Origin of the sequence: Enterobacter sp. HNDS-6, from assembly GCF_039850505.1 — a bacterium.
GTDB lineage: Bacteria > Pseudomonadota > Gammaproteobacteria > Enterobacterales > Enterobacteriaceae > Enterobacter > Enterobacter kobei.
In genome coordinates this window covers 3,899,823-3,926,570 of sequence record NZ_CP156673.1, presented here as the reverse complement: position 1 = coordinate 3,926,570, position 26,748 = coordinate 3,899,823, and the positions used below count along the sequence as shown (strand labels likewise).

Annotated in this window: 24 protein-coding genes and 1 other RNA gene; 8 read left to right on the top strand and 17 right to left on the bottom strand. The window is 54.5% G+C overall.

Features of this window, described 5'->3' with window-relative positions:
* Window positions 1–7 precede the first annotated feature (7 nt).
* The 7 genes from sufS to ABFI50_RS18365 form a co-directional block, all read right to left on the bottom strand.
* Window positions 8–1,228, bottom strand: a complete 1,221-nt coding sequence (sufS, locus tag ABFI50_RS18395; RefSeq protein ID WP_347484750.1) for a cysteine desulfurase SufS — start codon at window positions 1,226–1,228, stop codon at window positions 8–10.
* Complete coding sequence (sufD, locus tag ABFI50_RS18390) at window positions 1,225–2,493, bottom strand: Fe-S cluster assembly protein SufD (RefSeq protein WP_014883532.1); 1,269 nt, start codon at window positions 2,491–2,493, stop codon at window positions 1,225–1,227. Before sufD ends, sufS begins: the two co-directional genes overlap by 4 nt.
* Window positions 2,468–3,214 (bottom strand): Fe-S cluster assembly ATPase SufC, encoded by a 747-nt coding sequence (gene sufC, locus ABFI50_RS18385; protein ID WP_032636843.1) that lies wholly within the window; start codon window positions 3,212–3,214, stop codon window positions 2,468–2,470. The genes sufD and sufC overlap by 26 nt, the downstream gene beginning before the upstream one ends.
* A gap of 10 nt (window positions 3,215–3,224) precedes the next feature.
* A complete protein-coding gene (sufB, locus tag ABFI50_RS18380; protein ID WP_014883530.1) occupies window positions 3,225–4,715 on the bottom strand; it encodes a Fe-S cluster assembly protein SufB in 1,491 nt (496 codons plus the stop codon).
* 8 nt (window positions 4,716–4,723) lie between these two features.
* On the bottom strand, window positions 4,724–5,092 hold the full coding sequence (sufA, locus tag ABFI50_RS18375) for a Fe-S cluster assembly scaffold SufA (protein ID WP_008500631.1): 369 nt from the start codon (window positions 5,090–5,092) through the stop codon (window positions 4,724–4,726).
* Window positions 5,093–5,406: 314 nt separating this feature from the next.
* Window positions 5,407–6,135, bottom strand: coding sequence for a MerR family transcriptional regulator (locus tag ABFI50_RS18370; protein ID WP_014883529.1), 729 nt, complete (start codon window positions 6,133–6,135; stop codon window positions 5,407–5,409).
* Window positions 6,136–6,323: 188 nt separating this feature from the next.
* On the bottom strand, window positions 6,324–7,544 hold the full coding sequence (locus tag ABFI50_RS18365; protein ID WP_201405350.1) for a diguanylate phosphodiesterase: 1,221 nt from the start codon (window positions 7,542–7,544) through the stop codon (window positions 6,324–6,326).
* Between the two features lie 341 nt (window positions 7,545–7,885).
* Between ABFI50_RS18365 and ycgZ the strand changes: the two genes are divergently transcribed.
* The 4 genes from ycgZ (at window position 7,886) to fdhF (ending at window position 11,090) form a co-directional block, all read left to right on the top strand.
* Window positions 7,886–8,125, top strand: a complete 240-nt coding sequence (ycgZ, locus tag ABFI50_RS18360) for a regulatory protein YcgZ (RefSeq protein WP_008500634.1) — start codon at window positions 7,886–7,888, stop codon at window positions 8,123–8,125.
* A 4-nt stretch (window positions 8,126–8,129) separates the two neighbouring features.
* Entirely contained in the window at window positions 8,130–8,450 is a 321-nt protein-coding gene (locus ABFI50_RS18355; RefSeq protein ID WP_045282005.1) for a hypothetical protein, read from the top strand.
* A gap of 29 nt (window positions 8,451–8,479) precedes the next feature.
* Window positions 8,480–8,758 (top strand): biofilm/acid-resistance regulator YmgB/AriR, encoded by a 279-nt coding sequence (locus ABFI50_RS18350; protein ID WP_014883526.1) that lies wholly within the window; start codon window positions 8,480–8,482, stop codon window positions 8,756–8,758.
* A gap of 181 nt (window positions 8,759–8,939) precedes the next feature.
* Window positions 8,940–11,090 carry a formate dehydrogenase subunit alpha gene (gene fdhF, locus ABFI50_RS18345; RefSeq protein ID WP_347484743.1) on the top strand — a complete coding sequence of 717 codons (2,151 nt, stop codon included), beginning with the start codon at window positions 8,940–8,942 and terminating at the stop codon, window positions 11,088–11,090.
* Window positions 11,091–11,184: 94 nt separating this feature from the next.
* Here fdhF and ABFI50_RS18340 read toward each other — a convergent pair whose 3' ends face one another.
* The 6 genes from ABFI50_RS18340 to ABFI50_RS18315 all read right to left on the bottom strand — a co-directional run bounded on the left by ABFI50_RS18340 (window position 11,185) and on the right by ABFI50_RS18315 (window position 17,171).
* Window positions 11,185–11,826, bottom strand: coding sequence for a LuxR C-terminal-related transcriptional regulator (locus ABFI50_RS18340; protein WP_059371963.1), 642 nt, complete (start codon window positions 11,824–11,826; stop codon window positions 11,185–11,187).
* A gap of 1 nt (window position 11,827) precedes the next feature.
* Window positions 11,828–12,340, bottom strand: coding sequence for a fimbrial protein (locus tag ABFI50_RS18335; RefSeq protein WP_347484741.1), 513 nt, complete (start codon window positions 12,338–12,340; stop codon window positions 11,828–11,830).
* An 11-nt stretch (window positions 12,341–12,351) separates the two neighbouring features.
* Window positions 12,352–13,299, bottom strand: a complete 948-nt coding sequence (locus ABFI50_RS18330) for a fimbrial protein (protein WP_347484739.1) — start codon at window positions 13,297–13,299, stop codon at window positions 12,352–12,354.
* 11 nt (window positions 13,300–13,310) lie between these two features.
* The gene (locus ABFI50_RS18325; RefSeq protein WP_347486134.1) at window positions 13,311–15,839 is read right to left on the bottom strand and encodes a fimbria/pilus outer membrane usher protein; all 2,529 of its coding nucleotides are present in this window, start codon (window positions 15,837–15,839) and stop codon (window positions 13,311–13,313) included.
* A gap of 45 nt (window positions 15,840–15,884) precedes the next feature.
* Window positions 15,885–16,562 (bottom strand): molecular chaperone, encoded by a 678-nt coding sequence (locus ABFI50_RS18320; RefSeq protein WP_023338262.1) that lies wholly within the window; start codon window positions 16,560–16,562, stop codon window positions 15,885–15,887.
* A gap of 78 nt (window positions 16,563–16,640) precedes the next feature.
* On the bottom strand, window positions 16,641–17,171 hold the full coding sequence (locus ABFI50_RS18315) for a fimbrial protein (RefSeq protein ID WP_032645360.1): 531 nt from the start codon (window positions 17,169–17,171) through the stop codon (window positions 16,641–16,643).
* Between the two features lie 418 nt (window positions 17,172–17,589).
* Here ABFI50_RS18315 and ABFI50_RS18310 point away from each other — a divergent pair, with 418 nt between their 5' ends.
* Both ABFI50_RS18310 and ABFI50_RS18305 read left to right on the top strand, forming a co-directional pair.
* Entirely contained in the window at window positions 17,590–18,249 is a 660-nt protein-coding gene (locus ABFI50_RS18310) for a helix-turn-helix domain-containing protein (RefSeq protein WP_014883518.1), read from the top strand.
* A gap of 69 nt (window positions 18,250–18,318) precedes the next feature.
* Complete coding sequence (locus ABFI50_RS18305) at window positions 18,319–18,948, top strand: helix-turn-helix domain-containing protein (protein WP_047344136.1); 630 nt, start codon at window positions 18,319–18,321, stop codon at window positions 18,946–18,948.
* A 50-nt stretch (window positions 18,949–18,998) separates the two neighbouring features.
* On the opposite strand, the gene ABFI50_RS18300 is transcribed toward ABFI50_RS18305, so the two are convergent.
* The 3 genes from ABFI50_RS18300 to ABFI50_RS18290 all read right to left on the bottom strand — a co-directional run bounded on the left by ABFI50_RS18300 (window position 18,999) and on the right by ABFI50_RS18290 (window position 22,742).
* A complete protein-coding gene (locus ABFI50_RS18300) occupies window positions 18,999–19,193 on the bottom strand; it encodes a YdiH family protein (protein ID WP_003857766.1) in 195 nt (64 codons plus the stop codon).
* Between the two features lie 85 nt (window positions 19,194–19,278).
* The gene (gene menI, locus ABFI50_RS18295; protein WP_347484736.1) at window positions 19,279–19,689 is read right to left on the bottom strand and encodes a 1,4-dihydroxy-2-naphthoyl-CoA hydrolase; all 411 of its coding nucleotides are present in this window, start codon (window positions 19,687–19,689) and stop codon (window positions 19,279–19,281) included.
* On the bottom strand, window positions 19,686–22,742 hold the full coding sequence (locus ABFI50_RS18290; protein ID WP_213782283.1) for an FAD-binding and (Fe-S)-binding domain-containing protein: 3,057 nt from the start codon (window positions 22,740–22,742) through the stop codon (window positions 19,686–19,688). The genes menI and ABFI50_RS18290 overlap by 4 nt, the downstream gene beginning before the upstream one ends.
* A gap of 200 nt (window positions 22,743–22,942) precedes the next feature.
* On the opposite strand from ABFI50_RS18290, the gene ydiK reads away from it, so the two are divergent.
* Together ydiK and rprA are read left to right on the top strand one after the other, a co-directional pair.
* Window positions 22,943–24,049: an AI-2E family transporter YdiK gene (gene ydiK / locus ABFI50_RS18285; protein ID WP_347484733.1), complete on the top strand. Its 1,107-nt coding sequence runs from the start codon at window positions 22,943–22,945 to the stop codon at window positions 24,047–24,049.
* A 209-nt stretch (window positions 24,050–24,258) separates the two neighbouring features.
* Window positions 24,259–24,366: antisense sRNA RprA (gene rprA, locus ABFI50_RS18280), an RNA gene on the top strand.
* Window positions 24,367–24,371: 5 nt separating this feature from the next.
* On the opposite strand, the gene ABFI50_RS18275 is transcribed toward rprA, so the two are convergent.
* Entirely contained in the window at window positions 24,372–26,747 is a 2,376-nt protein-coding gene (locus ABFI50_RS18275) for a glycoside hydrolase family 3 N-terminal domain-containing protein (RefSeq protein WP_347484731.1), read from the bottom strand.
* Between the last annotated feature and the right edge of the window lies 1 nt (window position 26,748).

Below are 26,748 nucleotides of genomic sequence, written 5' to 3'. Positions count from 1 at the left end.
CTCTTTGTCAGCCCAGCAACTGGTGAATGCGTTTTAGCCCCGCCACCAGCCTGTCGACCTCTTCCATTGTGTTATACATCACCAGCGATGCGCGGCACATTGCCGGAACCTGGTAAAAGGCCATGAGCGGCATGGCGCAGTGGTGCCCGGTGCGCACGGCCACGCCGTAATTGTCGAGGAAGCTGCCCACGTCATAGGCGTGGTGTTGTCCCAGATTAAAGGCAATCACACCCTGTCGGTAAGCCGGCCCGTACAAGGTCAGGTCCGGCACGCTGGCCAGCTCCTGCAGCGCGTAATGCATCAGCAGCTGTTCGTACTCCTGAATGGCATCAAGGCCAGTTCCGGAAACGTAAGACACCGCCGCCCCCAGCCCGATGATCCCACCGGTGTTGGGCGTGCCCGCCTCAAAACGCCACGGCGCACGGGCGTAGGTGGTCCCTTCCGAGAGGCTAACGGTAGCGATCATTGACCCGCCCCCCTCCCACGGCGGCATCGCCTGCAGGATGTCCTCTTTCACATACAGCACGCCGATACCGGTTGGGCCATAAAGCTTGTGTCCAGAGAACACGTAGAAGTCGCAGTCCAGCGCCTGGACATCCACCGCGTGGTGCATTACCGCCTGTGCACCGTCAATCAGCACTTTCGCCCCGGCCTGATGGGCCTTATCGACAATCTCCGCAACCGGGTTTTCAGTACCCAGAACGTTAGAGACCTGGGTGACCGCCACCAGCCGCGTTTTATCGTCCAGCAAGGCGTCAAGTTGCTCAAGCTGTAACGTTCCGTCCAGGTTCAACGGGATGACGCGTAATTGCGCGCCAACGCGCTCACACAGCATTTGCCACGGTACGATATTAGCGTGGTGCTCCATCTGGGTAATGATGATGTTATCCCCGGCATGCACCTGAGCGTTACCCCAACTGTTGGCGACGAGGTTAATCCCCTCGGTGGTGCCGCGCACAAACACCAGCTCTTCCGGCGAGCGCGCACTGAGGAAGGCAGCCACCTGCGTGCGCACGTTCTCCATGCGCTGGGTGGCTTCCGCGCTCAGGGTATGGATCCCCCGATGTACTGCTGCATAACCGTGGCGGTAGAACTCGGCTTCCGCATCCACCACCTGATTCGGTTTCTGCGCGCTGGCCGCGCTGTCGAGATAAGCCAGCGGCAGACCGTTCACTTCACGGGTCAGAACCGGGAAATCTGCCCGTACTTTCTCTACGGGAAAACTCATGCTTCGCCTCCGGGCAGACGCTGACCAATACGGGCCAACACCTGCTGCTTCAGTACGCCATCATGCAGCGCTTCCGTAAGCTCCGCCGCAAAGGCATAGATAATCATTTTCTGCGCCGCCTGCTGGTCGATACCGCGGGAACGCAGGTAGAACATCTGTTCGTCGTCGATCCGCCCGACCGTGGCGCCGTGGCTGCATTTTACGTCGTCGGCGTAAATCTCCAACTGCGGCTTCGTGTCGACCTCCGCCAGGCGTCCCAGCAGGAGATTGTTGTTGGTCATCTGCCCGTCAGTCTTGATGGCGTGTTGCGCGACGTTAATCAGACCATTAAATACCGCGCGTCCTTTATCGCTGACGATGGTTTTGTGCAGCTGGCGGCTGTTGCAGTAACCTTTGTTGTGCTCAAGCCACGTGCGCGTATCGCACACTTCTGATTTGACCGGCATCGCCAGGCTGTTGATACGCAGCGTGGTATTTTCACCGTTAAGCTGGGTACTGGTGTTATGGCGCAGCACCGCACCGCCGAGCAGGAAGCTATGGCTGTACGCCGCGGCATCCGGTCCCAGCAGGATATCGTTATGCGCGAAGTGGTGGCTCTGGGGGTTCTCAAACGCCAGCTTAATGTGGTGGAGCTGCGCATTGGCGGCAACGTTCATCGTCAGACGCGACCCGGTAAAGTGGCGGGTGTCATTAAGACTCACGTAATGCTCAATCACCGTCGCGTCGGCCCCTTCGGCCAGTTCAAGATGGTGGCGATAGTGGGCGGTGTTGATTTCATCGCCCTCTACGCCCTGGGTGATATGCATCAGAAGCAACGGCCTGGCCGGACGCTGGTTACGCTTAACCTGGATATGCGTCACGCTGCGGGCGAGGCTCTCGGTCAAATGCAGGAAAACCTCCGGCTGAACCGGGGCGCCCAGACTCTGGCGTTCGTCGTTAATCACAATCCCGTAACCGCTCTCCCGGGTGTCATCGCTCAGTTCAGGGTGATAAACGCCGTCGACAAAGACCAGCCGTACCGCATCCACGGTCAACGCCAGGGCATCTCGTCGCTCCGGACCGATCGCCGCCGGACGCGCCACAAACTCGCCGCTCAGCAGGCCATCGAGCGGGGTATATTTCCAGTTTTCATGTTTACGCGTCGGCAGGCCGAGGCGCAGCATCTGCTGCAGGTGCTGCTGCGCCAGCTCAGAGCGATTCCCCTGCGCCTCAAACAGCCGGTGCCACTGCTGGAGTGCATTACTGCTGTTCGGTAAGCCAGCCATAACCCTGCTCCTCCAGTTGTTTAACCAGCGTGAAATCACCGGATTTCACAATACGTCCCTGGTAAAGCACGTGGACGTAATCCGGCTTGATGTAGTCGAGAATACGCTGGTAGTGAGTGACGATAATGAACGAACGCTTGCCGTCACGCAGGGCGTTTACCCCGTCAGCGACAATCTTCAGGGCGTCGATATCCAGACCGGAGTCGGTCTCATCCAGAATGCACAGCTGTGGCTCCAGCACCGCCATCTGCAGAATATCGTTACGCTTTTTCTCGCCACCGGAAAAACCAACGTTGACCGAACGGGTCAGCAGGTCTTCCGGCATTTTCAGCAGTTTGATCTTCTCTTCCATCAGATCCTGGAAGTCGAAGCGATCCAGGGCTTCCAGTCCGCGGTACTTGCGCACCGCATTCAGCGCCGTCTGAAGGAAGAACTGGTTGCTGACGCCCGGAATTTCGACCGGATACTGGAAGGCCATGAAGATACCTTCACCCGCGCGATCTTCCGGCGACATCTCCAGCAGATCTTTGCCGTTAAATTCGACCGAGCCGTGCGTCACTTCGTAATCTTCACGTCCCGCCAGCGTCGCTGAAAGCGTACTTTTCCCGGAGCCGTTAGGCCCCATGATGGCGTGAACTTCACCCGGTTTGACGTCAAAATTGAGGCCACGCAGGATCGCTTTATCTTCCACGCTAACCTGTAAATCTTTAATACGTAACATGTGCTTTCCCTTAACCGACGCTGTGTTCAAGACTGATGGCGAGGAGTTTTTGTGCTTCAACGGCGAATTCCAGCGGCAGTTCAGAGAACACGTCCTTACAGAAGCCGTTCACAATCATCGAAATGGCATCTTCTTCACTGATCCCGCGCTGCAGGCAGTAGAAGAGCTGATCTTCCCCAATACGCGACGTCGTCGCCTCATGCTCCAGCTGTGCTGAATTATTACGGCACTCGACGTACGGGAAGGTATGCGCTCCGCAGTCGGCCCCGATAAGCATCGAGTCACATTGGGTGAAGTTACGGGCGTTGGTCGCCGTTGGCATGATTTTCACCAGCCCGCGATAGCTGTTCTGGCTGTGCCCGGCGGAGATCCCTTTCGAGATGATGGTGGATTTGGTGTTTTTACCGATGTGGATCATCTTGGTGCCGGTATCGGCCTGCTGATGACCGCTGGTCAGCGCCACAGAATAAAACTCACCGATGGAGTTATCCCCGCGCAGAATACAGCTCGGGTACTTCCAGGTAATGGCTGAGCCGGTTTCCGACTGCGTCCAGGACATTTTGCTGTTTTCACCTTCACACAGCGCACGCTTGGTGACGAAGTTCAGGATCCCACCGGTATTGCCGTCGCCGGGGAACCAGTTCTGCACCGTTGAGTATTTGACCTCAGCGTCTTTGTGAATAATGACTTCAACGACCGCCGCGTGCAGCTGATAGCTGTCGCGCACCGGAGCCGAGCACCCTTCGATATAGCTGACGTAGCTACCTTCATCCGCCACCAGAATAGTGCGTTCGAACTGTCCGGTTTTTTCGGCGTTAATGCGGAAATAGGTGGAGAGCTCCATCGGACAGCGCACGCCTTTCGGCACGTAGATAAAGGTCCCGTCCGACGCCACCGCCGCGTTGAGCGCGGCGAAGAAATTATCGTTACTCGGTACCACGGTGCCGATGTACTTTTTCACCAGCTCGGGATGATCATGAATCGCTTCGCCAAAGGAGCAGAAAATAATCCCCTGCTCCGCCAGCTTTTCACGATAGGTGGTCGCCACCGAAACGGAGTCAAAAATAGCGTCTACGGCGACCTCTTTCCCCTCGCGCACGGGGACGCCGAGCTGATTGAACGCCTCTTCCACCTCTTTACTGAGGAAGCTGTTCTCCGCACCGGTCTGCTGTACTGCACCGGGCTGCGAAGCACACGTATCATCGCAGCTGCCGCAGGATGGCGCAGAGTAATAGCTGTAATCCTGATAATTCAGCTTGTCATAATGGGCTTTCAGCCAGTGCGGTTCTTCCATCTCCAGCCAGGCACGGTAAGCGCTCAGGCGGAACTCCAGCATCCACTCGGGTTCGTTGCGTTTGGCCGAGATGGCGCGCACGACATCTTCGTTGATACCTTTCGCCAGCTCATCGGTCTGCAGCTGCGTGAAGAACCCTTCTTTATAATTAAGGTGCCCGCCGCTCCAGGTATTTACATCACTCGTTGCTTCAGTATTACGAGACATAGTACCGCCTATACCCCAAAGCTTTCGCCGCAGCCGCATTCGTTCTGGGCTTTCGGGTTATGAAATTTGAATAACTGGTTTAAACCTTCCCGTACATAATCCACTTCCGTGCCGTCAATAAACGGCATGGCCTGCAGCGCGACGTACAGCTTCGCACCGTCGGTTTCAAAGACCAGATCATCTTTTTCGGGTTCGGTCACAGTATCCAGCACGTAGCCAAAGCCCGCGCAGCCGGTCTGCTTAACGCCTAAACGTACGCCGAGGATCTCGGGCTTTTTCGCCACCAGCTCGTGGATATGCGCTGCCGCCGCAGGCGTGAGCGTCAAACCGCGCCAGGCAAAATCGGCAGGATTGAAGGTTTCTGAATGCAGTTCCATAGGTCCACCTCATCTGATTAGCCATCAGGGCATAACACCATGTTAGTGATAACGATTATCACTTCAACCCTCTGTCAGCAGGGGCATTCGGCTAAACCGCCCTTTTTGTCTACTTTTATTAAGCATAGACCCTGTCTGAAGATGCGGGCGGGATGGATGTAATTGTTCAATACTTTGAAAAATAATGGCTTATTTAATCAGCGAGAAAGCGCAAAACGAGGACGTAAAATATGCATCGGAAATGCCTATTTTTAAGATAGCTTTTGCTCTGGAAAGGAGTAAAAACAAAAAAAAGGCCGCAAGGCCTCAGATAATCAGTGGTGAAATGAAACGCTAAATCCCTGCTCACGCCAGTGATCGAGCTGTTCCTGTTGACGGGGCGTTGGCGATGTTCCCGTCCAGACGAAGATTTTTTGCCCGGGGAACAGTTCAGGACGCGGCGAATCAATGGGTTCCGCCAGCACGTCAATATGCCAGCCTTTCTGGGCTAAACGCGCGGCTTCGAGCCAAAGATGTGTACGGTCATCGCATTCCCAGCCAATCAGCAGTGCGTCTTTACCCGCTTTCTTGCGCGATTCCGCGAGGCTTGCAATCGCAAATTCAATCAGGACACCGTCAAACAGACTCGCCATATGGCGTACGGTGTTTTGATCCTGATTCATTCGCTGACGGACGGGTGAAATGATGTTATCGATCAGCGCATCCATCGCGTGATCGCGGCGGAATTCACCGATTTTGGCGCGCAGCTTTGCCGGGCTGGCGTAACGCAGAACGGTCATCATCTCTTCCTGGAAAGAAGCCCAGTTACCCTGAGTCATCACTTCCTTATTTTCCAGCAAGGATTTTACTTTTCCGACCGAAACGCCGCTTTTCATCAGGCGCTTGATCTCTTCGATACGCAGGATATCTTCGTCGTCAAACTGACGATGACCCCCTTCGCTGCGCTGCGGCTTCAACAATCCATAACGGCGCTGCCAGGCACGCAGCGTAACGGGGTTGATACCGCATCGTTCGGCCACTTCGCCGATACTGTAATAGGCCATTAACTCCCTCACGCTCAGAACTTCCATACCTAACTACACCAACCTTATCAGATTGTACAACCCATTTGTAGAATTCAGACCTCATTTTGCACGGGTGAATGGCCTGCAAGGCCATCCAGCTGTTAATACATTGTTGTACAAATCTTGCCTGCCGTACAGTCAAGTCTACAGGTTTTTGTACAGCTTCGTCAGAAATCGTATTTTTTCTCTGGCCATGCGATAGACGGGATACCGCCGTGTCGGGGGCTGGCAAAAAGATGCCCCTGGAACTGAGAAATGCCCGCAGACTCCAGCCACATCCACTCTTCCGCCTTCTCCACGCCCACCGCGCAAAACTGTATTTCCAGTGAGGCACAGCATTTGATTATCGCCTGAATAATGGCCTGCCGTGGGCCACTTTTATGCACGTTCGCGACCAGATCGCGATTAATCTTAATTCTGTCCGGCTGGAATTGCGCCAGGAGCTGCAACCCGGCAAAACCGGCACCGAAGTGATCGATGGTTACGCTGATACCCGCACTTTTTAGCTGTCTGACCGAATGCGTAAACTCATCGAAACGGGAAATGGCTTCACTTTCGGTAAACTCCACCACAATTTGCTCCGGCACAAAGCCATTTGCATCAATAGCGGTGAGCAGAAAGTCCACGGCATTGGGCACGTTGACCAGCGTCATAGGCAGCAGGTTGATGGATAAAGTCTGATCCTGTAACCCCAGCGCGCTGGCCATGGAGAGAGCCACCTGTTTGCTTTGCAAATCAGAAGCATGCACTTCTTCACGCGTGCGATTGGCGAAATACGCTCCCGGTGAGTCACCGGATGGAGTGCGCAGAAGCGCTTCCCAGGAGACAACCTGCTGCATGAAAGGATCGACGATAGGCTGAAACGCAAAGCTACAGTCCGCCCCTTTTGCCACGACTTCAGGCTGCGCAGATAAGCGCGTTTCTTCCGGGACGAAATCCCAGGAATCCGCAGGCGGCAGCTCAAAATAGTTGGCTTTCTCTGTGGCCTCGACAAAGGTGCGGAAAAACTGCAGCGCACGGTCGTTGTAGGTCAACTGGTAGCGGGTTGTGCCTTTATCAAGCACCTGCTGGAGCACCTCTTCCCTGTCGTACTGGCGCAAATCAAAGAGTTCCATACCCGCTTTACCGAAACGCCGTGAAGGCCCGTGATCGCGCATCAGCTCGACCACATTATGGTGGCGCGTATCAGAGCAGATCTGTTCGTAGATGGACGTTACGTTTTCCGCAGGCCCTTCAAGCAATTGAAAAAAATGTGTGCCGTTGAACAGCAAGATCCCCGTGACGCTGGATTGCCGGTTTTTACTATTTGCAGCAGCGACCATATTTTCCAGCGCTTTCACTGGCACGTCCTCGCAGATGTGACTGCGGTAAATGATGGTTGTAAGCATGCGAGTCCTGGGGGGTTAAGGTTTGACCACAAAAACATGTGGGGAGACTTCTTTTTATAGCACATTAATTGCCTGACAAATAATTTACATCTCAATCATTTACGGCCGTTAATGGTGCATTTATGGGGCGCTGTACAACTTAACAGTGGCTCGTCAATTTGTACAATATATTCTGTAACATTACCGTTTCATGAACAACACGCAACAAATTGAAAAATAAAGAATTTATAAAATATATCCTAATTTTATTAAAAATCTGTACATTTTTTATGTACAGATTTGGAAATTGTGTATACCTTAAATGTAACGTTACTGATTACAAAATTTTACAGGAGCGAAACATGCAGCAGAAAGGTTACGTCGCAGATTCCGCAGCAGCGATCGCACAGTACTTCGAAAAAGCCGCGCTTCCCACTCAACAGGAAACGCTGGGACAAGTTGTGGTTGAAATCCTGAGCGACGGGCGAAACCTTAATCGCAAATCGCTCTGTACCAAGCTGTTAAGCCGCCTCGAAAAAGCCGATGGCCCTGAAGAGGAAGAGCACTATCACATGCTGCTTGGTCTGCTCTTCGAACGGTAAGGTTATGAATAGCAGTGACGCAGATAAGCTGACTGACCAGTTGATTGGGGAAGCCGTTCTTTCACTGTTGAAAGAGCACGGCCCGATCACCACTGAGGCTCTTGTACAGCGTCTGCGGGATATGAAAGTACATGAAAAGGATCCCCGGCGGCGGGAGACACTGGCGAAGGTGATTGCCGAAATCGGCTCAAACAGCTTGCCATTAAAACGTCGCAGAACCGCGCAAGGACGAATAACAAGAGAGGGACCTCTCAATGATAACCGAGACAATGTAGTGCCGTTATTTGGAAATGGAAAACCGTCCGATCCCAAAAAAATACATTGACTGCAATTTAACAGCTACGGTGAGAACAAATGAGACAAAATATTCAGCTTCAACCCGAATACCATTCTGCTTTTTTAGAAAGCGCGCTGTCGGAGTATTTCCGTCACGCAGGCGATCGTTTTGCTGAAGAGTCCGCTGTTTTTTCTACTGCAGTACGCTGTGTTCTGGCTTCCGAAGGCCATCTGTCAAATAAAGCCATCATTCTGTGGCTCATCCAGACGCTGGAAGCCACCCATGATGTTGTTCAGGCGGATGTTATTCGTAAGACGCTTGAAATCGTCGTGGGTTACACCATGGACGACCTTTAATTCCCAGCCGCTGCTCTCGTGTCATCGTCAAAACTGACGAACATTTGACGATGACACGTCCCCGCCCTCATAACACCCTGTAAATCAAGCACTTTAAATATGGCATGGTTTCTGCTTAATCCCATTTACGGGACTGGGCTTACCAGTCATTTTGCTTCATTTCTTAACAGGTCTGTTATTGATGAATAAAATCGCCAGCGTCTGCCCTTACTGTGGTGCAGGCTGCAAATTAAACCTTGTTGTTGAAAATAACCGTATCCTCCGCGCCGAAGCGGCAGAGGGGGTCACAAACCAGGGGACCTTGTGCCTGAAAGGATTTTACGGCTGGGACTTCCTCAACGACACCCGTCTGCTCACTCCCCGCCTGACCCAACCGATGATCCGTTATCGTAAGGGAGAGGCATTCACCCCCGTGACCTGGGAAGAGGCTATCCGCTACACCGCCCACAAGCTCAGCAGTATCAAAGCGCAATTCGGTCCGCGCGCGATCATGACCACCGGTTCATCACGCGGCACCGGTAATGAAACCAACTACGTGATGCAAAAATTTGCCCGTGCGGTGTTGAACACGAACAACGTAGACTGCTGCGCGCGCGTTTGTCACGGCCCTTCCGTGGCCGGTTTACAGGAGACACTTGGCAACGGCGCAATGAGTAATTCAATCAACGATATTGAAAACTCAAAATGTCTGCTGGTATTTGGCTACAACTGCGCAGACTCCCACCCTATCGTCGCCCGTCGCGTGCTGAAAGCCCGGGAAAACGGTGCAAAAATCATCGTCTGCGATCCGCGCCGCATCGAAACGGCGCGCATTGCCGACCAGCATCTGCAGTTGAAAAACGGCAGTAACATGGCGCTGGTCAACGCTTTTGGCTATGTGCTGCTGGAAGAGGAGCTGTACGACAAAAACTACGTCGCACGCTTTACTGAAGGGCTTGAAGCCTATCGGCAGACGGTCAAAGAGTATGCCCCAGAGCGGGTTGAACACCTCACCGGCATTTCCGCCAGTGACGTTCGTCAGGCAATGCGTACGTTCGCGGCGGCCCCTTCCGCCACCGTGATGTGGGGAATGGGCGTGACCCAGTTTGGTCAGGCTGTGGATGTGGTTAAAGGACTTTCCAGCCTGGCGTTGCTGACCGGCAACCTCGGTCGTCCTGCCGTCGGCGTCGGTCCCGTGCGTGGACAAAACAATGTTCAGGGTGCCTGTGACATGGGCGTGCTGCCGAATATGTTCCCCGGCTATCAGGATGTGACCGATCCCGCCGTCAGACAGAAGTTCGCCGATGCCTGGGGAATTGACGTCAACAAGATGGACGATCGCGTCGGGACGCGCATTACCGAAGTGCCTCACCTGGCGCTGGAAGGCAAGGTCAAAGCCTATTACATCATGGGGGAAGATCCGCTCCAGACGGAAGCCGATCTCGGCCTGGTCCGCAGCGGTTTTGACGCTCTCGATTTTGTCGTGGTTCAGGACATCTTTATGACCAAAACGGCGGAAGTGGCTGACGTGCTGCTCCCTGCCACCTCCTGGGGGGAACACGGCGGCGTCTTTACCTGTGCCGACAGGGGGTTCCAGCGTTTTGGCCAGGCCATTCAGGCCAGCGGCAACGTTAAGCGTGACTGGGAGATCATCAGCCTGCTCGCCACCGAAATGGGCTATCCGATGCACTACGCCGATAACCAGCAGATCTGGGACGAGATGCGCGCGTTGTGCCCTCTTTTCTATGGCGTGACCTATGAAAAAATGGGCGAAATGGGCCACGTGCAATGGCCGTGCCCGACGCTGGATCATCCGGGAACGCCATACCTGTACAAAGACAATCAGTTCGACACCCCAACCGGCAAGGGGCAGCTCTTTGCTGCACCGTGGCGCGCACCGGCAGAAACCCCTGATGATGACTACCCTCTTGTGCTCTGCACGGTGCGTGAAGTGGGACATTATTCCTGCCGATCAATGACCGGGAACTGCGCCGCGCTGCAAAGCCTGGCCGACGAACCTGGCCGGGTACAGATGCATCCAGCCGATGCGGATAAGCTGGGCATCCATGACGGCCAGCTGGTATGGGTTCGTTCACGCAGGGGCAAGGTCATCACCCGCGCCAGCATCAGTGAGCGTATCAACGCCGGTGCGGTCTATATGACCTACCAGTGGTGGATTGGCGCCTGCAACGAGTTAACGCAGGACAACCTTGACCCTGTCTCTAAAACGCCGGAAACCAAGTACTGCGCGGTAATGCTGGAAGCCATTGAGGACCAGCGCTGGGCGGAGGATTTTGCGGCGTCGTCTTACCAGACGATGAAAACGCGGTTGATCAATGCCGTGAACGTGTAAGGAAAAAAGGCTTAACGGTTTTGTAATTCGCAGAATCAGGGGCGCGATAATGAATGACACTATTGCGCCCCTGGTATGTTATTGGGAATACTGGTTAACCATGATGGTGAGTCAGATAGTCTCGCAACCGGTTTGCAGGGGTATTCTTCTCCACCATCCTGTGAATCAAAGCCACCAGTTCAAAATCACTGCGCAGGTTGAATTTTTGCATCAGCAAATATTTATGGGTAAAAATAGTTTTATCACTTGTTTTAAGCTTATTCGCGATCTGCCCTACCGATAATCCTCTGTAAAAATTCACCATAACGCGAATTTGCTGTGGCGATAATATTTTATGCTGGCATTCGCTGCAGCTTCTCTTCCTCCAGTGAAAGCTTGAGAGCTGTGTGCGGTACCATGCGATAAACAGCGTCTCGGTGATCCTGTCCAGCGACGCGCGGCGTGAGATAAAAATCATATCCTGAAAACAGGACGGATATGTCGAGAAACGGTGTTCATCATCCACCAGCCCAACCACAATTCCTTTTTTCCGCGCCTGTAATTCAGGATAACAGGTCAGGGTTTCCCCCTGACATAAAGAGAGAAAAATAATATCGGCGGCACTGACATTTTCATGAGAAAGTTCGCCGTCAAAGTGAAGCAGATGTTTGAAATTATGAAAGAAGAAATCCTCAAGAAAACACTGCAATCCCGCTCTGAAAAATGCGTCGGTCTCTTTAATCACAATATTCAGCATATCAGTTGTACTGCATCGTCATGACCACGACGGCACTGATGCTCCCCGGCGTCGTACCGCCGGTGAAGGATCTGACCGATGCCAGCATGGCTATCGTTGCCGTTCTGTCTGCTGAAACAGGTTGAGTGAGGCTTGCACCCGTTCCTTTCAGCACGCCTGTCGCGGCCTCACTCATCGCAATCGCAACGTGCGTGGCTGAACCGCTGTTCATGTAATAATCCGCTCCCGCATCCGGATCGGGAGTGCCGGTAAAGGAGACCGTCACGCTGCGCGTCCCCGTCGGACACTGGGTAAATAACAGGTTAAAGGGCACAGGATCGGATGAAGATCCCGGCGTAGCCATATTTGATGCCTGTATATTGCCAAGATTAATATTCAGACTGGCATTCCCTCCATTGAATATACACGGAGCGGCAATAATATTGCCGGTAACGCTGACATTAACGCTGTCCGCCGCAAAGATATTGCTGCTTATTACTGTGGCGGCGAGCGCGGCCGTGCGCAAAATATTCATCGCTTTATCCATCACTGATACGTCAAATTTAAGGTCGCAGAGGCATTGGCCGTGCCGGGCTCAACCGTCGTTTTTGTCTGGTAATAACGCGCCGTTAACGGAAATGTCTGCTGACCGCCCGCGGCAACGGTTAACGGCAGGCGCGTATTTAACGCCAGCGGCGTGCCGTTATAGAGCAACTGAACGCCAACCCCTTTCGCCGTGCCGGTATTCCCTTGCCTCGTAAGTGCCAGCACGCTCGTCGTCGCAACGTCCGGGTTCTGAATACCGCTGATCGAAACATTCACGTTGGCGCCAGGATCGCAGTTAAGTCCAAGATTTTGCGTATTCCGGGCGCCCGCCGGTGTGGTGCCCACCGTCGAGCCAAACGTCGCCGCAGAAATATCGCCGATAGGGAACGTCAGCTGCGGGGTGGTGATGCTGCAGGCCAGCACGTTAACCGTTCCCCCCAGCAGCGTGGTCGTCAGAGCATCACGGTAAATGCCATCGCTCCCCTGCAGCATCACCACGCCCAGTACTCCCGGCGTGAGTGAACCTGACGCGACCGGTCCGGTCACGATAAGTTCTATTTTACCGCCCCACCATTCGACATAGCTGGCCTGTGCGGTATAGGAAAAGGTATTGGTCGGATTTTCAAAATATCCCCCAGATGAAAAACGAATACCAATTCCACTTACGTTTGTGTCATAGACGTGATTTCCGAAAGCGCTCTGGGTTGCATTCAGATATCGCATGCTAAATCCCAGCATTACCGGACTCGTGCATCCCGTTAAATAGGCGCTGGTGATTGACGCATTACGCGAAAATAAAACGGTACCAACGGCCACATCGCGCTGCACCGTAATGGTGCCGATGGACAACGTAGATTCCTGGGGCGTAATCGTCGTGCAGGTGCCTGCATGGGCACTGCTCCAGCCTGCTGCGATACACAGCAGAAATATCATCGTAATTAAGCGCATTTTAAAAAACCCTAAAGACAATTGACGTTGAGTTCGGTAATTCCGCCTGCCGATGATGGCGGAGGGAGGACGAACGGTGCGCGGCATTGCCGGTCGCTTTCCGTCCCCCAGGTAACAACGACCGTTCCCCGTGCATCCAGACCGGTGAGATAGACCTGTCCTTTATCGCCAACAATAACGCTGCTGTTATCGACACCGTTCAGGCTCGCCATTGCCCCGAAGGGAACAAATTGGCCGTTATGCGTTAAATTAAACAACACCCGGCGCCCAACCTTCGCCTGATAATCAGCCACCACGATCGCGCCACGCGTCGGGGTCACTGTGCGGGTATTAATCTCCAGCTCAACATCATCCGGCATACTTTCCGGAGCAAGGGCGATCTCATTTTTACGGTAAACGGAGAGATTACTGACCACCGTATAGCCCCGGTAATCCGTTTCGACCCCCGCCTGATTACGGATATCAACATCGTGCGCACCCGGGGCGCTAATCAGCACATTGGTCTCACCGAGAGGCTGTGAGAAGGTGATCCCTTCCCGGTGAGCGAGAACGCCTCCCTGCAGGCCATAGTTAAGGCGCTCGCTGTTTTTGTCATAGCTGTAGCCCGCCGTCAGTTCAGCGTAGGTTCCTTTATAATCACCATTCAGGTTGCCCGTGTAGCCCACGCCATCCGACCCGTACCCCTGCTGCACGTTCCAGTTCAGCGCATGGTTTTCCAGCGCCACCCCGTTCAGACCGATGTTGTGTGTGGTGCCGTTAAGCTGACTGGCGCTCACGCCATAGTTAGCCCAGGTTTGCGGCAAAAATTTCTCAAGGGGAATACTGACGTTGAAAGCCAGGAGCCGATCGCTGTCGTATCGTTTATTACCATGATAAGAACCCGCACTGCCGTTTTTACTGTAAGTCCAGGTCAGTCCGTAACTGATGTTGTGCCAGTAGTTGTTGTAACCCAGGCTGTATGACGCCATCGTTTTACCCGAATTCCAGTAGTCTTCACGGGCCGCGCTCAGGGTCAGCGAACCCAGATTGTTGCCCAACGTCTGGCTCATCGTCAGTTCGGCCCGGTTGCGACGCCGGTCCTGAAGCGCAGTGCTGTCACCCCAGGAATCGAGGATCTCCTGCATGCCGTAGTAACCGCGGGTCGAGTAGCGGTAGCCTGCAATCGAAAACTGGGTCCCGGTCCCCACAAAGTTCTTGCTGTAACGCGCGCGCCAGGATTGCCCGTTGGATTTTTTGCCGTCCTGCGGGGTGGACCAGGCCTGGGTCACGTCCGCAGAAATCGCACCCAAATCGCCCATGTTTTTCCCAAGCCCGGCTGCGACAGACTGGTATTTGCTCGACGCCTGCAACCCACCGTAGAGCGTGAAGCCCTGCGAAAGACCATAGATCCCGGTGATTTGCCCAAACGGCGTCTTATCAACGTTATGGTTATAAGAGCGGTACTGGCCCCCAGTCAGCGCATATTTCAGGCGCCCCTCGCGCTGTAATACCGGCAACGAGGCATACGGTAGAGTGAAATGTTGCTCACTGCCGTCAGCTTCCTTAATGGTGACATCCAGATCGCCCGCGCCGCCCGTGGGGTACATATCCGTAATTTCAAATGCACCAGGCGCAACATAGGTCTGATAAATCTGATAGCCATTTTGCCGCACCACCACCTGGGCATTGGTCCGCGCGATACCGCGAACCACGGGTGCATAGCCTTTCAGCGAATCCGGCAGCATGTCGTCGTCGGAAGCCAGTTGTCCGCCGCGAAACGGCATACTGTCGAACACGTCTGCGGGCGCGGCGCTATCGCCCAGGGTGAGCTGTGCGTTGAGCGGGATAATGGCCCGCTGTGCGTAGGTGTAGACGGTATCCCACGTGTCCTGGCCCGTCTCATCCCGCGACCAGGTGGTGTAGTTGCGCAGCCGCCACGGCCCAACGTTAATGCCCGGGCGTAAGTTGGCGTATTGACTGTTACTGTTCTTAATGCCGGCCTGTTTTGCCCGGCTGTTCGCCCCGCTCAGGCTGTAGTTGAGCATCGCGGCGGTGATCCCTTCATCCCATTGTTCCGGGGAAACATACCCTCGTGCAGGCAGATCGATCGCGGCCTGAGGAATACTGATGACCAGCCGCTGCGCGCCGAACTGAAAATCGGTACTGGCATGCGGGATTGCCTGCAGGTTGACACAGGATGTCGTTTCGCTCGTCAGGCCGGGGAACAGTGCGGTTTTGACGCCCCAGCTTTTTAGCTGTGCAATACTCAGGCAAGGCAGCAGGCTGTCATTTCCCTTCTCATCGTTTACTGCAATAAAATCAATATCGCCCGTCTCAATAAGCTGGTCGTCAAGAATGATATCAACATGGTATTTCCCTGGTGCCTGCGAACCGGATTCAAACGCAGATAAATCGGCTTTTGCCATCCCGGGATTATCCAGCTCCACCAGCTCGGCGTTAAAGGTTTCCCGGGCATGCGCCACAGATACAGCATGCGTCAGCGCGAAGGTGATATAAACAGCCAGACGCGCGGGTTGCATTTTTATATTTTTCGTTGCCATCATCATAAACCTGACCCACTAATGAGAGCGCCCGTTTTTCAACTATTAAAAACTGGCCTGGTGTCTTATTCCCGGGCTGCCATAATCGTTAATCACGCTGAACTGGATCTGATTGCCAGAAATGCCGGGCGGTAAGCTAAATGCAGCCACTGCGCCCGGCGCCACCCATGAGGCCTCCTCCAGTTTTTTACCCCCGACGTTTATGTCATTAAAGTTAATGACATAGGGTGTAGGATTAGAGACCTGGATTTTATTTCCGCTGCGGGACCAGGTTAATTTATTTACCTGTTCCTCCGGCGTTGACGCCTTCAGCTTTTCCGGACGATAAATAAGCTTGATGCGTGTCTTCACGGCAATCTGCAATGAATTAACCTGTTTCGTGGCTGACGGTATCGCTTTAATGTTCAGCCAGAACAGACTTTCCTTATCTTGCGGCAACGAGCCGGTGAGCAAAATACGTTCAATATTCTGCTGACCACCGTTAAGCCTGTAGAGCGGTGGGGTGATGATAAAAGGCGCTTTATTAGCATTACCTTCTGGCATCTCAATCCAGGACTGGATTAAGTAAGGGGCTTCATCCGCATTATTGATGCTGATGGAGGCTTCTTTTTTTCCACCATCAAAAATAACGCGGGTACCGCCAATAATAACCCCGGCAGAAGCCTGTGACAGCGACGCCATAATAACAGCCGCGCTCAGCAGGGCTTTGCTAATAACATTCATTTTGAACCTCTTGATACAAGGGGACAATGACTGCCCCCACACAACACCTTGCGGAGCGGACTTTTTGCTGCTGAGTAATTAGTTATAAACAACAGAGAAGTTAGCGACGGAGTTTGCAGGACCGGATGTTACCGCTGCTGCCGTTGAAATATACTGCGCATAGAAATCCAACGTATTGTCAGCACTGCTGCTTAACGAATAGTTGTAGCTATTGCTGCTATGCAGCGGCAGGTCAGCTTTATCAGCAGTCATCAAATTGATGGCAACCCCGGTTGCGGCACCGGCGACGGACGTATCAATCGCCAGCAGATCCGTATTGGTCATATCGGGCGTGCCGTCAAAACGGACTTTGGCACTGGTCACGGTTACCGGACAATTCTTCAGAATAATATTGAATTTCGTTGCCGCCGTTCTTGAACCGGTGGTTGGAAATTCTGTTTTATAATAATCACCTAATACCACCACCTGGTTTTGAGAGGCCACCGCAACATCGCAGGCTGAATCCAGGATGTTGCCATTAAAGTTTACGGTGCCCGCAGCCGCAAAGGCATTGCCCATCATTAAGGCGGAACCTGCCGCTACCATTGCTAAAATAATATTCTTTTTCATAATCATCATGTTCCTGTTTACTGGATAACTTTATTTATTATTGAAATTCACGTAGCAGAAAGCCGATAAAAGAACCCGTTAACATTCTTTTATTTCCCAATCGATGGCATAAGGTCTTTCTGACTGACTGGATAAAATTTATATAATCATTTTCCTGAAAACAACTTTTTGATGGTCTAGCTGTAGACTGTGATTTAACGAAAAAACAACATTTATCACAGCAGAAAATTATCGAATAGTGAGCGAGTCTAATTGTAGACCCGACACACTTTCTCCTGTGATTCAGAACGTTAGACTCCTGAGATCCCCCGGTCTACTTTTAGACCTGCGGGGAATATTCCCTGAGTTCTTCATTTTTAAGATAATTCCCTTCGCAGATCAAAAATTGATCATACAAAGCGTCGCAGTGAGGTATCTTATGAATACGCGTTTAACCACCCAACTGAATAATCACCAGTCCTCAGTTCTGGATTTAAAACCGTTCGCCCATATAGACACGCTGATTAAACATGTTTTGCCTGTGGCCAACAGAATGATCATCGGCCGTGGCGAAACGGTACATTATTATAAAGATGATATTCGGCAATGCTTTCTGCTTCTCCAGGGGAGCGTGGCGCTTCATCGGCGCGGCGACGGCATTGTTTTAAACTCTGAATCTACTCCTTTTATTCTCGGTGTCAGCAGTCAGTTTTCCTCTGAGCACCTGTATGTCCGGGCGCTGGAGACCGCAGAGATCGCCCGCGTGCCGCTGGAGAGCTTCAATCAAATTGTGTCGCAACATAATTTATGGGAGCACTTTTCTAAGCTGCTTATTTATACCGCCTCGCGGGTCTACGAACATTGCGCGCAAATATCGCAAATGTCGGCCTACGATATTATCCGCTTCCAGCTTGTAGAACTGATGCAGGAACCCGACGCAATCCGGTTAAATACGACGGCGGCAGCCTACATCAAAAGCCGGACCTATCTTTCGCGCAGCGGAATTATGCGTATCCTCTCGGAACTGCGCACCGGGAAGTACATCACCATGGAGCGTGGCGTGTTGCTCGACATTCATCATCTGCCACGAAAATATTGACCGCCACCGTGCCGCCAGAGACGATAGACGCTATACTTAGCCAGGTTTATTTAAAGGTTAGCAGCGACCATGTCCCTTCCAGAAACGCCTCAACGTGGCTCCCCCTACGCGCAAGAGCTTATTTCTCACTTACTGCCTGATTGTACGACACGACAAACCGCTCGCGGCGAACGGCTTGACCTTCAGATCGATGGTCAGGGAATGTGCTATTTAATTCTTGAGGGGACGGTCGCTATCTACAGAAGAAGCGACGATATGATGCTCTCCACGGCCCGCAGCCCCGCCCTCTTCGGCCTCGCTAATCTGACCGACATTTATTTTAATGACTACCTCAAGACCGTAAGCCCTTGCCTGATAGGCACGCTCACCGCCGAGCGGGTTAATGACATCATCAAAGAAAAGGCCTTGTGGGGGCTGCTTTCAAAACAGCTCATGTTTGTTTATAGCCGTCTTTATAACAACGTGATGCCTCAGGGGGCACCGACGGCGTATGAGATGATTCGCCAGCAGCTCATAAAGCTGATGGAGGAAGATGAGAGCTATCGCGGCAGCGTGACGGCGGAAAGGTATATCAGGGAGAAAACCCAGCTCTCCCGAAGCGGGGTCATGCGCATTCTGGCCGATTTAAAAACCGGCGGGTTTATCGAAATGGAAGAAGGTCGTCTCCTTAAAATCAACAAACTTCCTGCCAGATACTGAATGTCAGGCACAAAAAAGGCCGCAATTGCGGCCTTTTCAACAACACTCACTCAATGGACGTGAACGCCCAACCGCCAAGCAAAGTAGATCTCTTCTTTCAATTCATTCGAAGAGAGCGCCAGCAAATCTGTAAATTCCAGCTCAAGCTGTTTCAGCTTTTTCAGGTACTGCGCCGGAGACAGGTTGCTCTTATCGCGACGTAAATATTCAATTGCCAGCTGTGTTGGGGTTATTTCAGTATCCATGATGTCCTCGCTTATGTACAAATCCTGAGCAGTATATCACAACCTGCTGGCTAGTTTTTGACCAAAGGCAATTCATCTGAAAACTTTACACGACCGCCGTCGTCAGACGCGACGAGCAGCAGAGGCGATCCTGCTCATCGAGGATATCAATCTGCCACGCCTGGTGACGGCTGCCGGCATGGAGCGCGCGGCAAATACCCCGTACGCGTCCGCTGCGCACTGAGCGAATGTGGTTGGCATTCACCTCAAGCCCGACGACCTTCTGCTCACCTTCGGTGCAGAGATACCCTGCAACCGAGCCCAGCGTTTCGGCCAGCACGACGGACGCACCGCCGTGCAATAAACCAAACGGCTGATGAGTCCGATGATCGACAGGCATTGTGGCCTCAATATCATCGTCGCCAATGCGGGTAAACTGGATATCCAGCAGCCCAACCATATTCCCCTCGCCCATGGCATTCAGCGCCTGCAGCGTGACGGCACGTTTCCAGATCATCCAATTATCTCCAGTAAAGCCTGTAATGGGTGGCGTACGCCGTTACCTTCTACCCGTTTCACCTGGCTGCGGCAGGAGTAGCCCGTCGCCAGACAGCGGTTTCGCGGCAAACGCTGCATGGCCTGGTGCCAGGACAGCTCATAGATGCCGAGCGAGTTGGCGTGGTTTTTCACTTCATGACCGTACGTACCGGCCATCCCACAGCAGCCCACGTTAACGCTCTCCAGCTTCGCCCCGAACCGGGCAAAAATGGATGCCCACTGCGCCGGAGCGCCGGGCAGCGCCGTCACTTCCGTGCAGTGGCCGAACAGATACCATGGTTCACCGCTGACATCCTGAATCGCGCGCGCTTCCAGGGCTGACGGCAGCCACTCATGCACCAGCATGACGTGGAATTCGCCGCGCTTATCACCCAGCGTCTGTTTATATTCATCGCGATAGCAAAGCACCAGCGCCGGATCGACGCCGACCATGGGTATACCCAGTTGCGCCACACGGTTTAAGAAGTCAGCGGTTTTCCGCGCGGTCTTCGCAAAACGCGTCAGGAAGCCTTTAATGTGCTGCGCCTTGCCGTTGGGCGAGAACGGCAGAACCACGGGCTGATACCCCAGTTTTTCGGTCAGGCGGATGAAGTCCGCGACCACCTGGGCGTCGTAGTAGCTGGTGAACGGATCCTGCACCACCAGCACGACATTCGCTTTTTGCTCGGGGGTGAGCGCCTCAAGCTGTTCCAGGGTCATGTTTGCCGAGCGATGCCCGACAAGCTGGCGCTGCAGAGACGGCACCGACAGCAGCGGCAGATCGACCATACCGATATGCTTTTCGGAGAGCTTGCGCACCAGCGGCTGGTTGATAAAGAAGTTAAAGGTCTTAGGCGCGCGCGCCATCAGCGGTGCGTAACTTTCCACGGTTGCCACCAGATGGTCTCGCACCGGGCGCAGATAGCGCGTGTGGTAGAGCTGCAGGAAGCGCGAGCGGAACTCCGGCACATCGATCTTAATCGGGCATTGCGTCGAGCAGGCTTTACAGGCCAGACAGCCGGACATCGCCTCTTTCACCTCATGGGAGAAATCATACTCGCCTTTACTGGCATGCCAGCTATTGCGGGTGCGCTCAATCAGCGAGCGCAGGCTGGCCCGTTTTTCCGGTATCTGCTGCTCCAGCCTGAGCGGATCAACGCCGCGATCGGCCAGCAGGCGCAGCCATTCGCGCACCAGGGTCGCCCGCCCTTTCGGAGAATGGATACGGTTGCTGGTGATTTTCATCGACGGACACATCGGGCTTTTCACATCGAAGTTAAAGCACAGACCATTGCCGTTACACTCCAACGCGCCGCGCCAGGAGGCACGTACCGCAATTGGGATCTGCCTGTCGTAAGTCCCGCGTTTTACGGCATCCACCTGGCGCATTGGCGCATCCACGCCTTCAGGCGGGCAGATCTTTCCGGGATTGAGGCGGTTATGCGGGTCGAAGGCCGCTTTGACCTTGCGTAATTCCGCATAGAGCTGTTCGCCGAAGAAGGCCGGGCTATATTCCGCGCGGAACCCTTTCCCGTGCTCCCCCCACAGCAGACCGCCATATTTGGCGGTCAAGGCCACCACATCGTCAGAGATCTGCTTCATTAGGATCTCCTGCTGCGGGTCGCACATGTCCAGCGCCGGGCGCACGTGCAGCACCCCGGCATCGACGTGGCCGAACATGCCGTAGCTCAGGCCGTGGCTGTCCAGCAACGCGCGAAACTCAACGATATAATCCGCCAGATGCTCAGGCGGCACGCAGGTGTCTTCGGCAAACGGAATCGGCTTCGCTGCGCCTTTTGCATTACCGAGCAGGCCCACGGCTTTTTTACGCATCGCATAGATACGCTCAATACCGGCCAGATCGTTACAGAGCTGCCAGCCAATCACGCCGCCTTCACCCTGCGCAATTAGATCATCCAGACGCTGGCAGAGCGTCGTCACCTGGCTTTCAATCAGTTCCGCGTCATCGCCAGCAAACTCCACGATATTGAGACCCAGCATCTCTTTATCCGGCACGTCGGTAATCAGCTCCCGCACGGAGTGCCAGACAATGTCCTCCCGCGCCAGATTCAGCACTTTAGAGTCGACGGTTTCTACCGACAGCGCCTGCGCCTCAACCATAAACGGTGCATTACGCAGCGCGGAGTCGAAGGAGTCATATTTGACGTTCACCAGACGACGCACCTTCGGTAAACGGGTGATATCCAGCCGCGCCTCGGTGATAAACGCCAGCGTGCCTTCAGAGCCGGTCAACACCCGGGTTAAATCGAACTGCGTCAGATCGTCGTTAAAGACGTGACGCAAGTCGTAGCCCGTTAAGAAGCGGTTCAGTTTGGGGAATTTATCGAGGATCAGCTGGCGGTTGTCACGACAGCGCTCCAGCACCGTGCGATAAACACGCCCGATGGTGGTGTTGTCTTTACCCAGCGTTTCCGCCAGTTCGACCGGCATCGGCTGGGTATCAAGAATATCGCCACCCAGCAGAACCGCACGCACGCCCAGCACGTGATCGGAGGTTTTTCCGTAGACCAGTGACCCCTGACCGGACGCATCGGTATTGATCATGCCCCCAAGGGTCGCACGGTTACTGGTGGAGAGTTCCGGCGCGAAGAAGTAACCGTAAGGCTTGAGATACTGATTTAGCTGATCTTTGATGACGCCCGCTTCAACCCGCACCCATCCCTCTTCAGGATTGATCTCAATGATGCGGTTCATATAGCGCGACATGTCAATAATAATGCCCTGGTTCAGCGCCTGACCATTGGTCCCGGTGCCGCCGCCACGCGGCGTAAAGACCAGAGAGGCGAACCGCTCTTGCGTGGCCAGCCGGGCAATCAGCGCCACGTCGGCGGTTGAACGAGGGAAAACGACGGCATCGGGAAGAAGCTGGTAGATACTGTTATCGGTGGCCATCGTCAGCCTGTCGGCATAGTTCGTGGCGGTATCACCTGTAAAACCCTGTTGCTCCAGTGCCTGCAAAAAATTAAGCACCAGTTGAACGACGCCAGGTGCCTGAGAAATCTGTGGGATCATTACTGTCGACCCTAATTAGAGTAATGTGAAATCGTTTGCGTTGTGTCTGGAAAGTTTTATCACATTTTTTTCTTATGTGCTTCGTAGAATTACGGGCAAAATCCGCCTGTCAAAAACCGCTGAGATCATTAATGATTAGAGAGACGCGGTTTTCCGTTCCCGCCAGCCATACTGGCGTTCTTTTAAGGAAAGTTTTATTTATGGTCAATGTTCGCCAGCCCAGGGATGTTGCGCAAATTTTGCTGTCGGTGCTGTTCCTGGCCCTCATGATTATTGCCTGCTTGTGGATCGTTCAACCCTTTATTCTCGGCTTCGCCTGGGCCGGAACCGTTGTGGTGGCTACCTGGCCTTTGCTGCTGCGTTTGCAGAAACTGCTGTTCGGCCGTCGCGGTCTCGCCGTACTGGTGATGACGCTACTGTTGTTCCTGCTGTTTATTATTCCGATTGCCTTGCTGGTTAATAGCCTGGTGGACTCTAGTGGTCCGGTGATTCGTGCCGTTACCAGTGGCGATTTGACGCTGCCGGATCTCGCCTGGCTGAACAGCATCCCTGTTGTGGGTGCCAAACTCTATAGCGGCTGGCACAGCCTGCTGGAGATGGGCGGCAGCGCGCTGATGGCGAAAGTGCGTCCGTATATTGGCACCACCACCACCTGGTTTGTGGGTCAGGCGGCCCATATTGGTCGCTTTATGATGCACTGTACCCTGATGCTGCTGTTCAGCGCCCTGCTCTACTGGCGCGGCGAGCAGGTGGCGTTAGGCGTTCGTCACTTTGCCACCCGACTGGCGGGCAAACGCGGCGATGCCGCCGTGCTGCTGGCGGCACAGGCCGTGCGCGCCGTGGCGCTTGGCGTGGTGGTAACGGCCCTGGTACAGGCGGTGCTGGGCGGTATCGGCCTGGCGATTTCCGGTGTCCCGTACGCGACCGTCTTTACCGTTGTCATGCTGATGACCTGTCTTGCGCAACTGGGCCCCTTACTGGTGCTGGTTCCCAGCATTATCTGGCTTTACTGGACAGGTGACACCACGTGGGGAACGGTTCTGCTGGTGTGGAGCTGCGTGGTCGGCACCATGGATAACGTGATTCGCCCCATCCTCATCCGCATGGGCGCAGACCTGCCGCTGATTCTGATCCTCTCCGGGGTGATCGGTGGGTTGATTGCCTTCGGAATGATTGGCCTGTTTATTGGCCCGGTACTGCTCGCCGTGACCTGGCGTCTGTTCTCCGCCTGGGTGCATGAAATTCCACCGCCGGAAACTGACCCGGACGTGATTCTGGGCGAACTGGAAGAGAAGAACACGCATTAAGTTTTGTTGCCGGGTGGCGCTAACGCTTACCCGGCCTACATTCTTCCCCATAATACTTAAACGCTGCTAAAGTATTTATTCGTTGTACACTGGTCAGACCCGCCCTTTCAACAGTAAGTCTGCTATAAACCTCAAGAAATCTTTACTTCTCTTTAACTATTGAGACGAATCTGATCGACGCTAAAAGCGCACATGCCTACTATTAGCTCACGGTTATAGATCAACACCTTGATTTATAAGCATGGAAATCCCCTGAGTGAAACAACGAATTGCTGTGTGTAGTCTTTGCCCATCTCCCACGATGGGCTTTTTTTTATCCTGACTACGCGCGTGTCACTTCACAGGTACTGATCATCCGCCATTCAGCAGGTACAACCCGCGTCTCCCCGGTGACGTTGACCGACACGATCTCACGGATGTCCGCCGACGATGCGCCAATCTGCAGTTCAAACTCACCCGGCTCAACAATGCGCTTGCCATCACGACGGGTGAAATTAAACATCTCCACCGGCAGCGTAAAGTTCAGCGTGGCGGTCTCCCCCGGCGAGAGCGTGACGCGCTGGAAGGCCTTCAGCTCCTGGAGCGGTCGTACCTGCGTGGCGACCTTATCCCTGACGTAAACCTGCACCACTTCGCTGCCGCTGCGTTCGCCGTTATTGGTGACATCCAGACTGATGACCACCTCGCCGTCGACTGGCACGCTCGCTGCCGCTACCTTCGCGGCTCCCCAGCTAAATTGCGTCCAGCCGAGACCGAAACCAAACGGATAACGTGCACCGAAGTGGAACGCGAACGGCGTCCCGCCGCTTTTCAGCTTGTGATTGTAGTAATACGGCATCGCGCCGGCGCTTTTCGGCACGCTCACCACCAGGCGCCCCTGCGGCTCGGCGCGACCGGTTAGCACGTCCGCAATCGCCCAGCCACCTTCCTGCCCTGGCGCCCATGCCATCATCAACGCCGCGACCTTATCCTCCAGCCCCTGCAGGTTGTAGGGACGCCCGCCGGTCATGACAACGATGACCGGTTTTCCGGTTGCCACCAGCGCGTCCAGTAGCTGTTGCTGCACGCCGGGCAGGTTTAGCGAGTCGGTATCGGAGCCTTCCCCTACCGTGCCGCTCTGGAACAGCCCAGCGAGGTCGCCGACGCAGGCCACCACCACATCACTCTGCTGCGCAGCGTTTACCGCCTCGGGGATCAAGGCGGTGCTCTGCGACACCGGTGACTGCTGCATCGGTTTACCGCCGCTGTCGCCAGGGAAGACAGGTGCACCCGCCATGCGTTTTTCGATAATGTGACACCCTTTGGCGTAGCGCACGTTCGCTGCGCCCAGGTAATGTTCCAGCGCCGCGCGCGGAGTCGTCACCTGCGAAGTCTCCTCCACCATATCGCTGATAATCAGGTGAACCGGGAAACTGTAGCCGCTGAGCAGGGCCAGCGGATCGTCTGCGGTCGGGCCCACCAGCGCCACGCGCGGTTTTCCACCGAGGGGCAAAATGCCGTTGTTTTCCAGAAGCGTGACAGATTGCGTCGCCACGTCCCGCGCGACCTGGCGGGTTGCTTCGTTTTGCAGATCGATCCCGTTTTCGTCGGCATACGGGTGTTCAAACAGCCCCAGCCGGAATTTTTCGGTCAGCACGCGCCCCACGATTTCATCGACTTTGGCCATGGAAATCAGCCCACGCTCAACGGCCTCTGCGAGGTGTCGTGCGCAGTCATCTTTCGGCAGTTCAACATCAAGCCCGGCGTTAAATGCCAGTGCGGCCGATTCCGCCGCATCGTGGGAAATGCCATGGTGCTGGTGCAGCAGGCTGACGCCGCCATAATCCGCGACAATGATGCCGTCGAAACCCCAGTGCTCACGCAACACGGTGGTCAACAGGAAGCTGTCACTGTGTCCCGGCTGATTATCAATGTCATGATAGGCGGGCATCACCGAACCGGCATTGGCCAGCTTGACCGCCATTTCAAACGGCAGCAGGAAGGTGTCGTTCAGCTCGCTAAAGCCCAGGTGGACCGGAGCATGGTTGCGCGCCCCTTCGCTGAACGAGTGACCCACGTAATGCTTAAGCGTCGCCAGCAGATCGCGCTTGTCGCCCTGCAACCCTTTGACGTATGCCGTCGCCATCACCCCCACCAGCCACGGATCTTCCCCGAAGGTCTCTTCGGTGCGCCCCCAGCGCACGTCGCGGGAAACGTCCAGTACCGGGGCCAGCCCCTGCTGGCAGCCCACAGAGCGCGCCTCTTTGCCAATCTGCTCTGCTGCACGCTGCACAAGTTCAGGGTTCCAGGTGGAACCGTAATTCAGCGAGGACGGGAACAGCGTTGCGTCTTTGCACAGCAGTCCTACCAGGCACTCCTCGTGGAACAGCGCCGGAATGCCGAGACGGGTCTCTTCCATCATCATACGTTGCAGGCGGTTCGCCGCGCGCACGCCGGTTTTTGCGTCAACAATATGGGTGCCCAGCGGGCGGGTGATCTGCCCGACGCCCAGTTTTAGCCGTTCCCCGAGCGACGCCTGCTCGCTCACACCGGCGAATTCGTCGCTCAGATCGCTTCGCTCGCGGTGGTTACCGTTTTCGTCGAGGATCAGCCAGTAGGCATGCATCTGGGCGAACTTCTCTTCCGGGGTCATACGCGCCAGTAAATCGGCGACGCGCTCGTGCACGGGACGTCCCGCGTCCTTATAGATAGCTGTCATG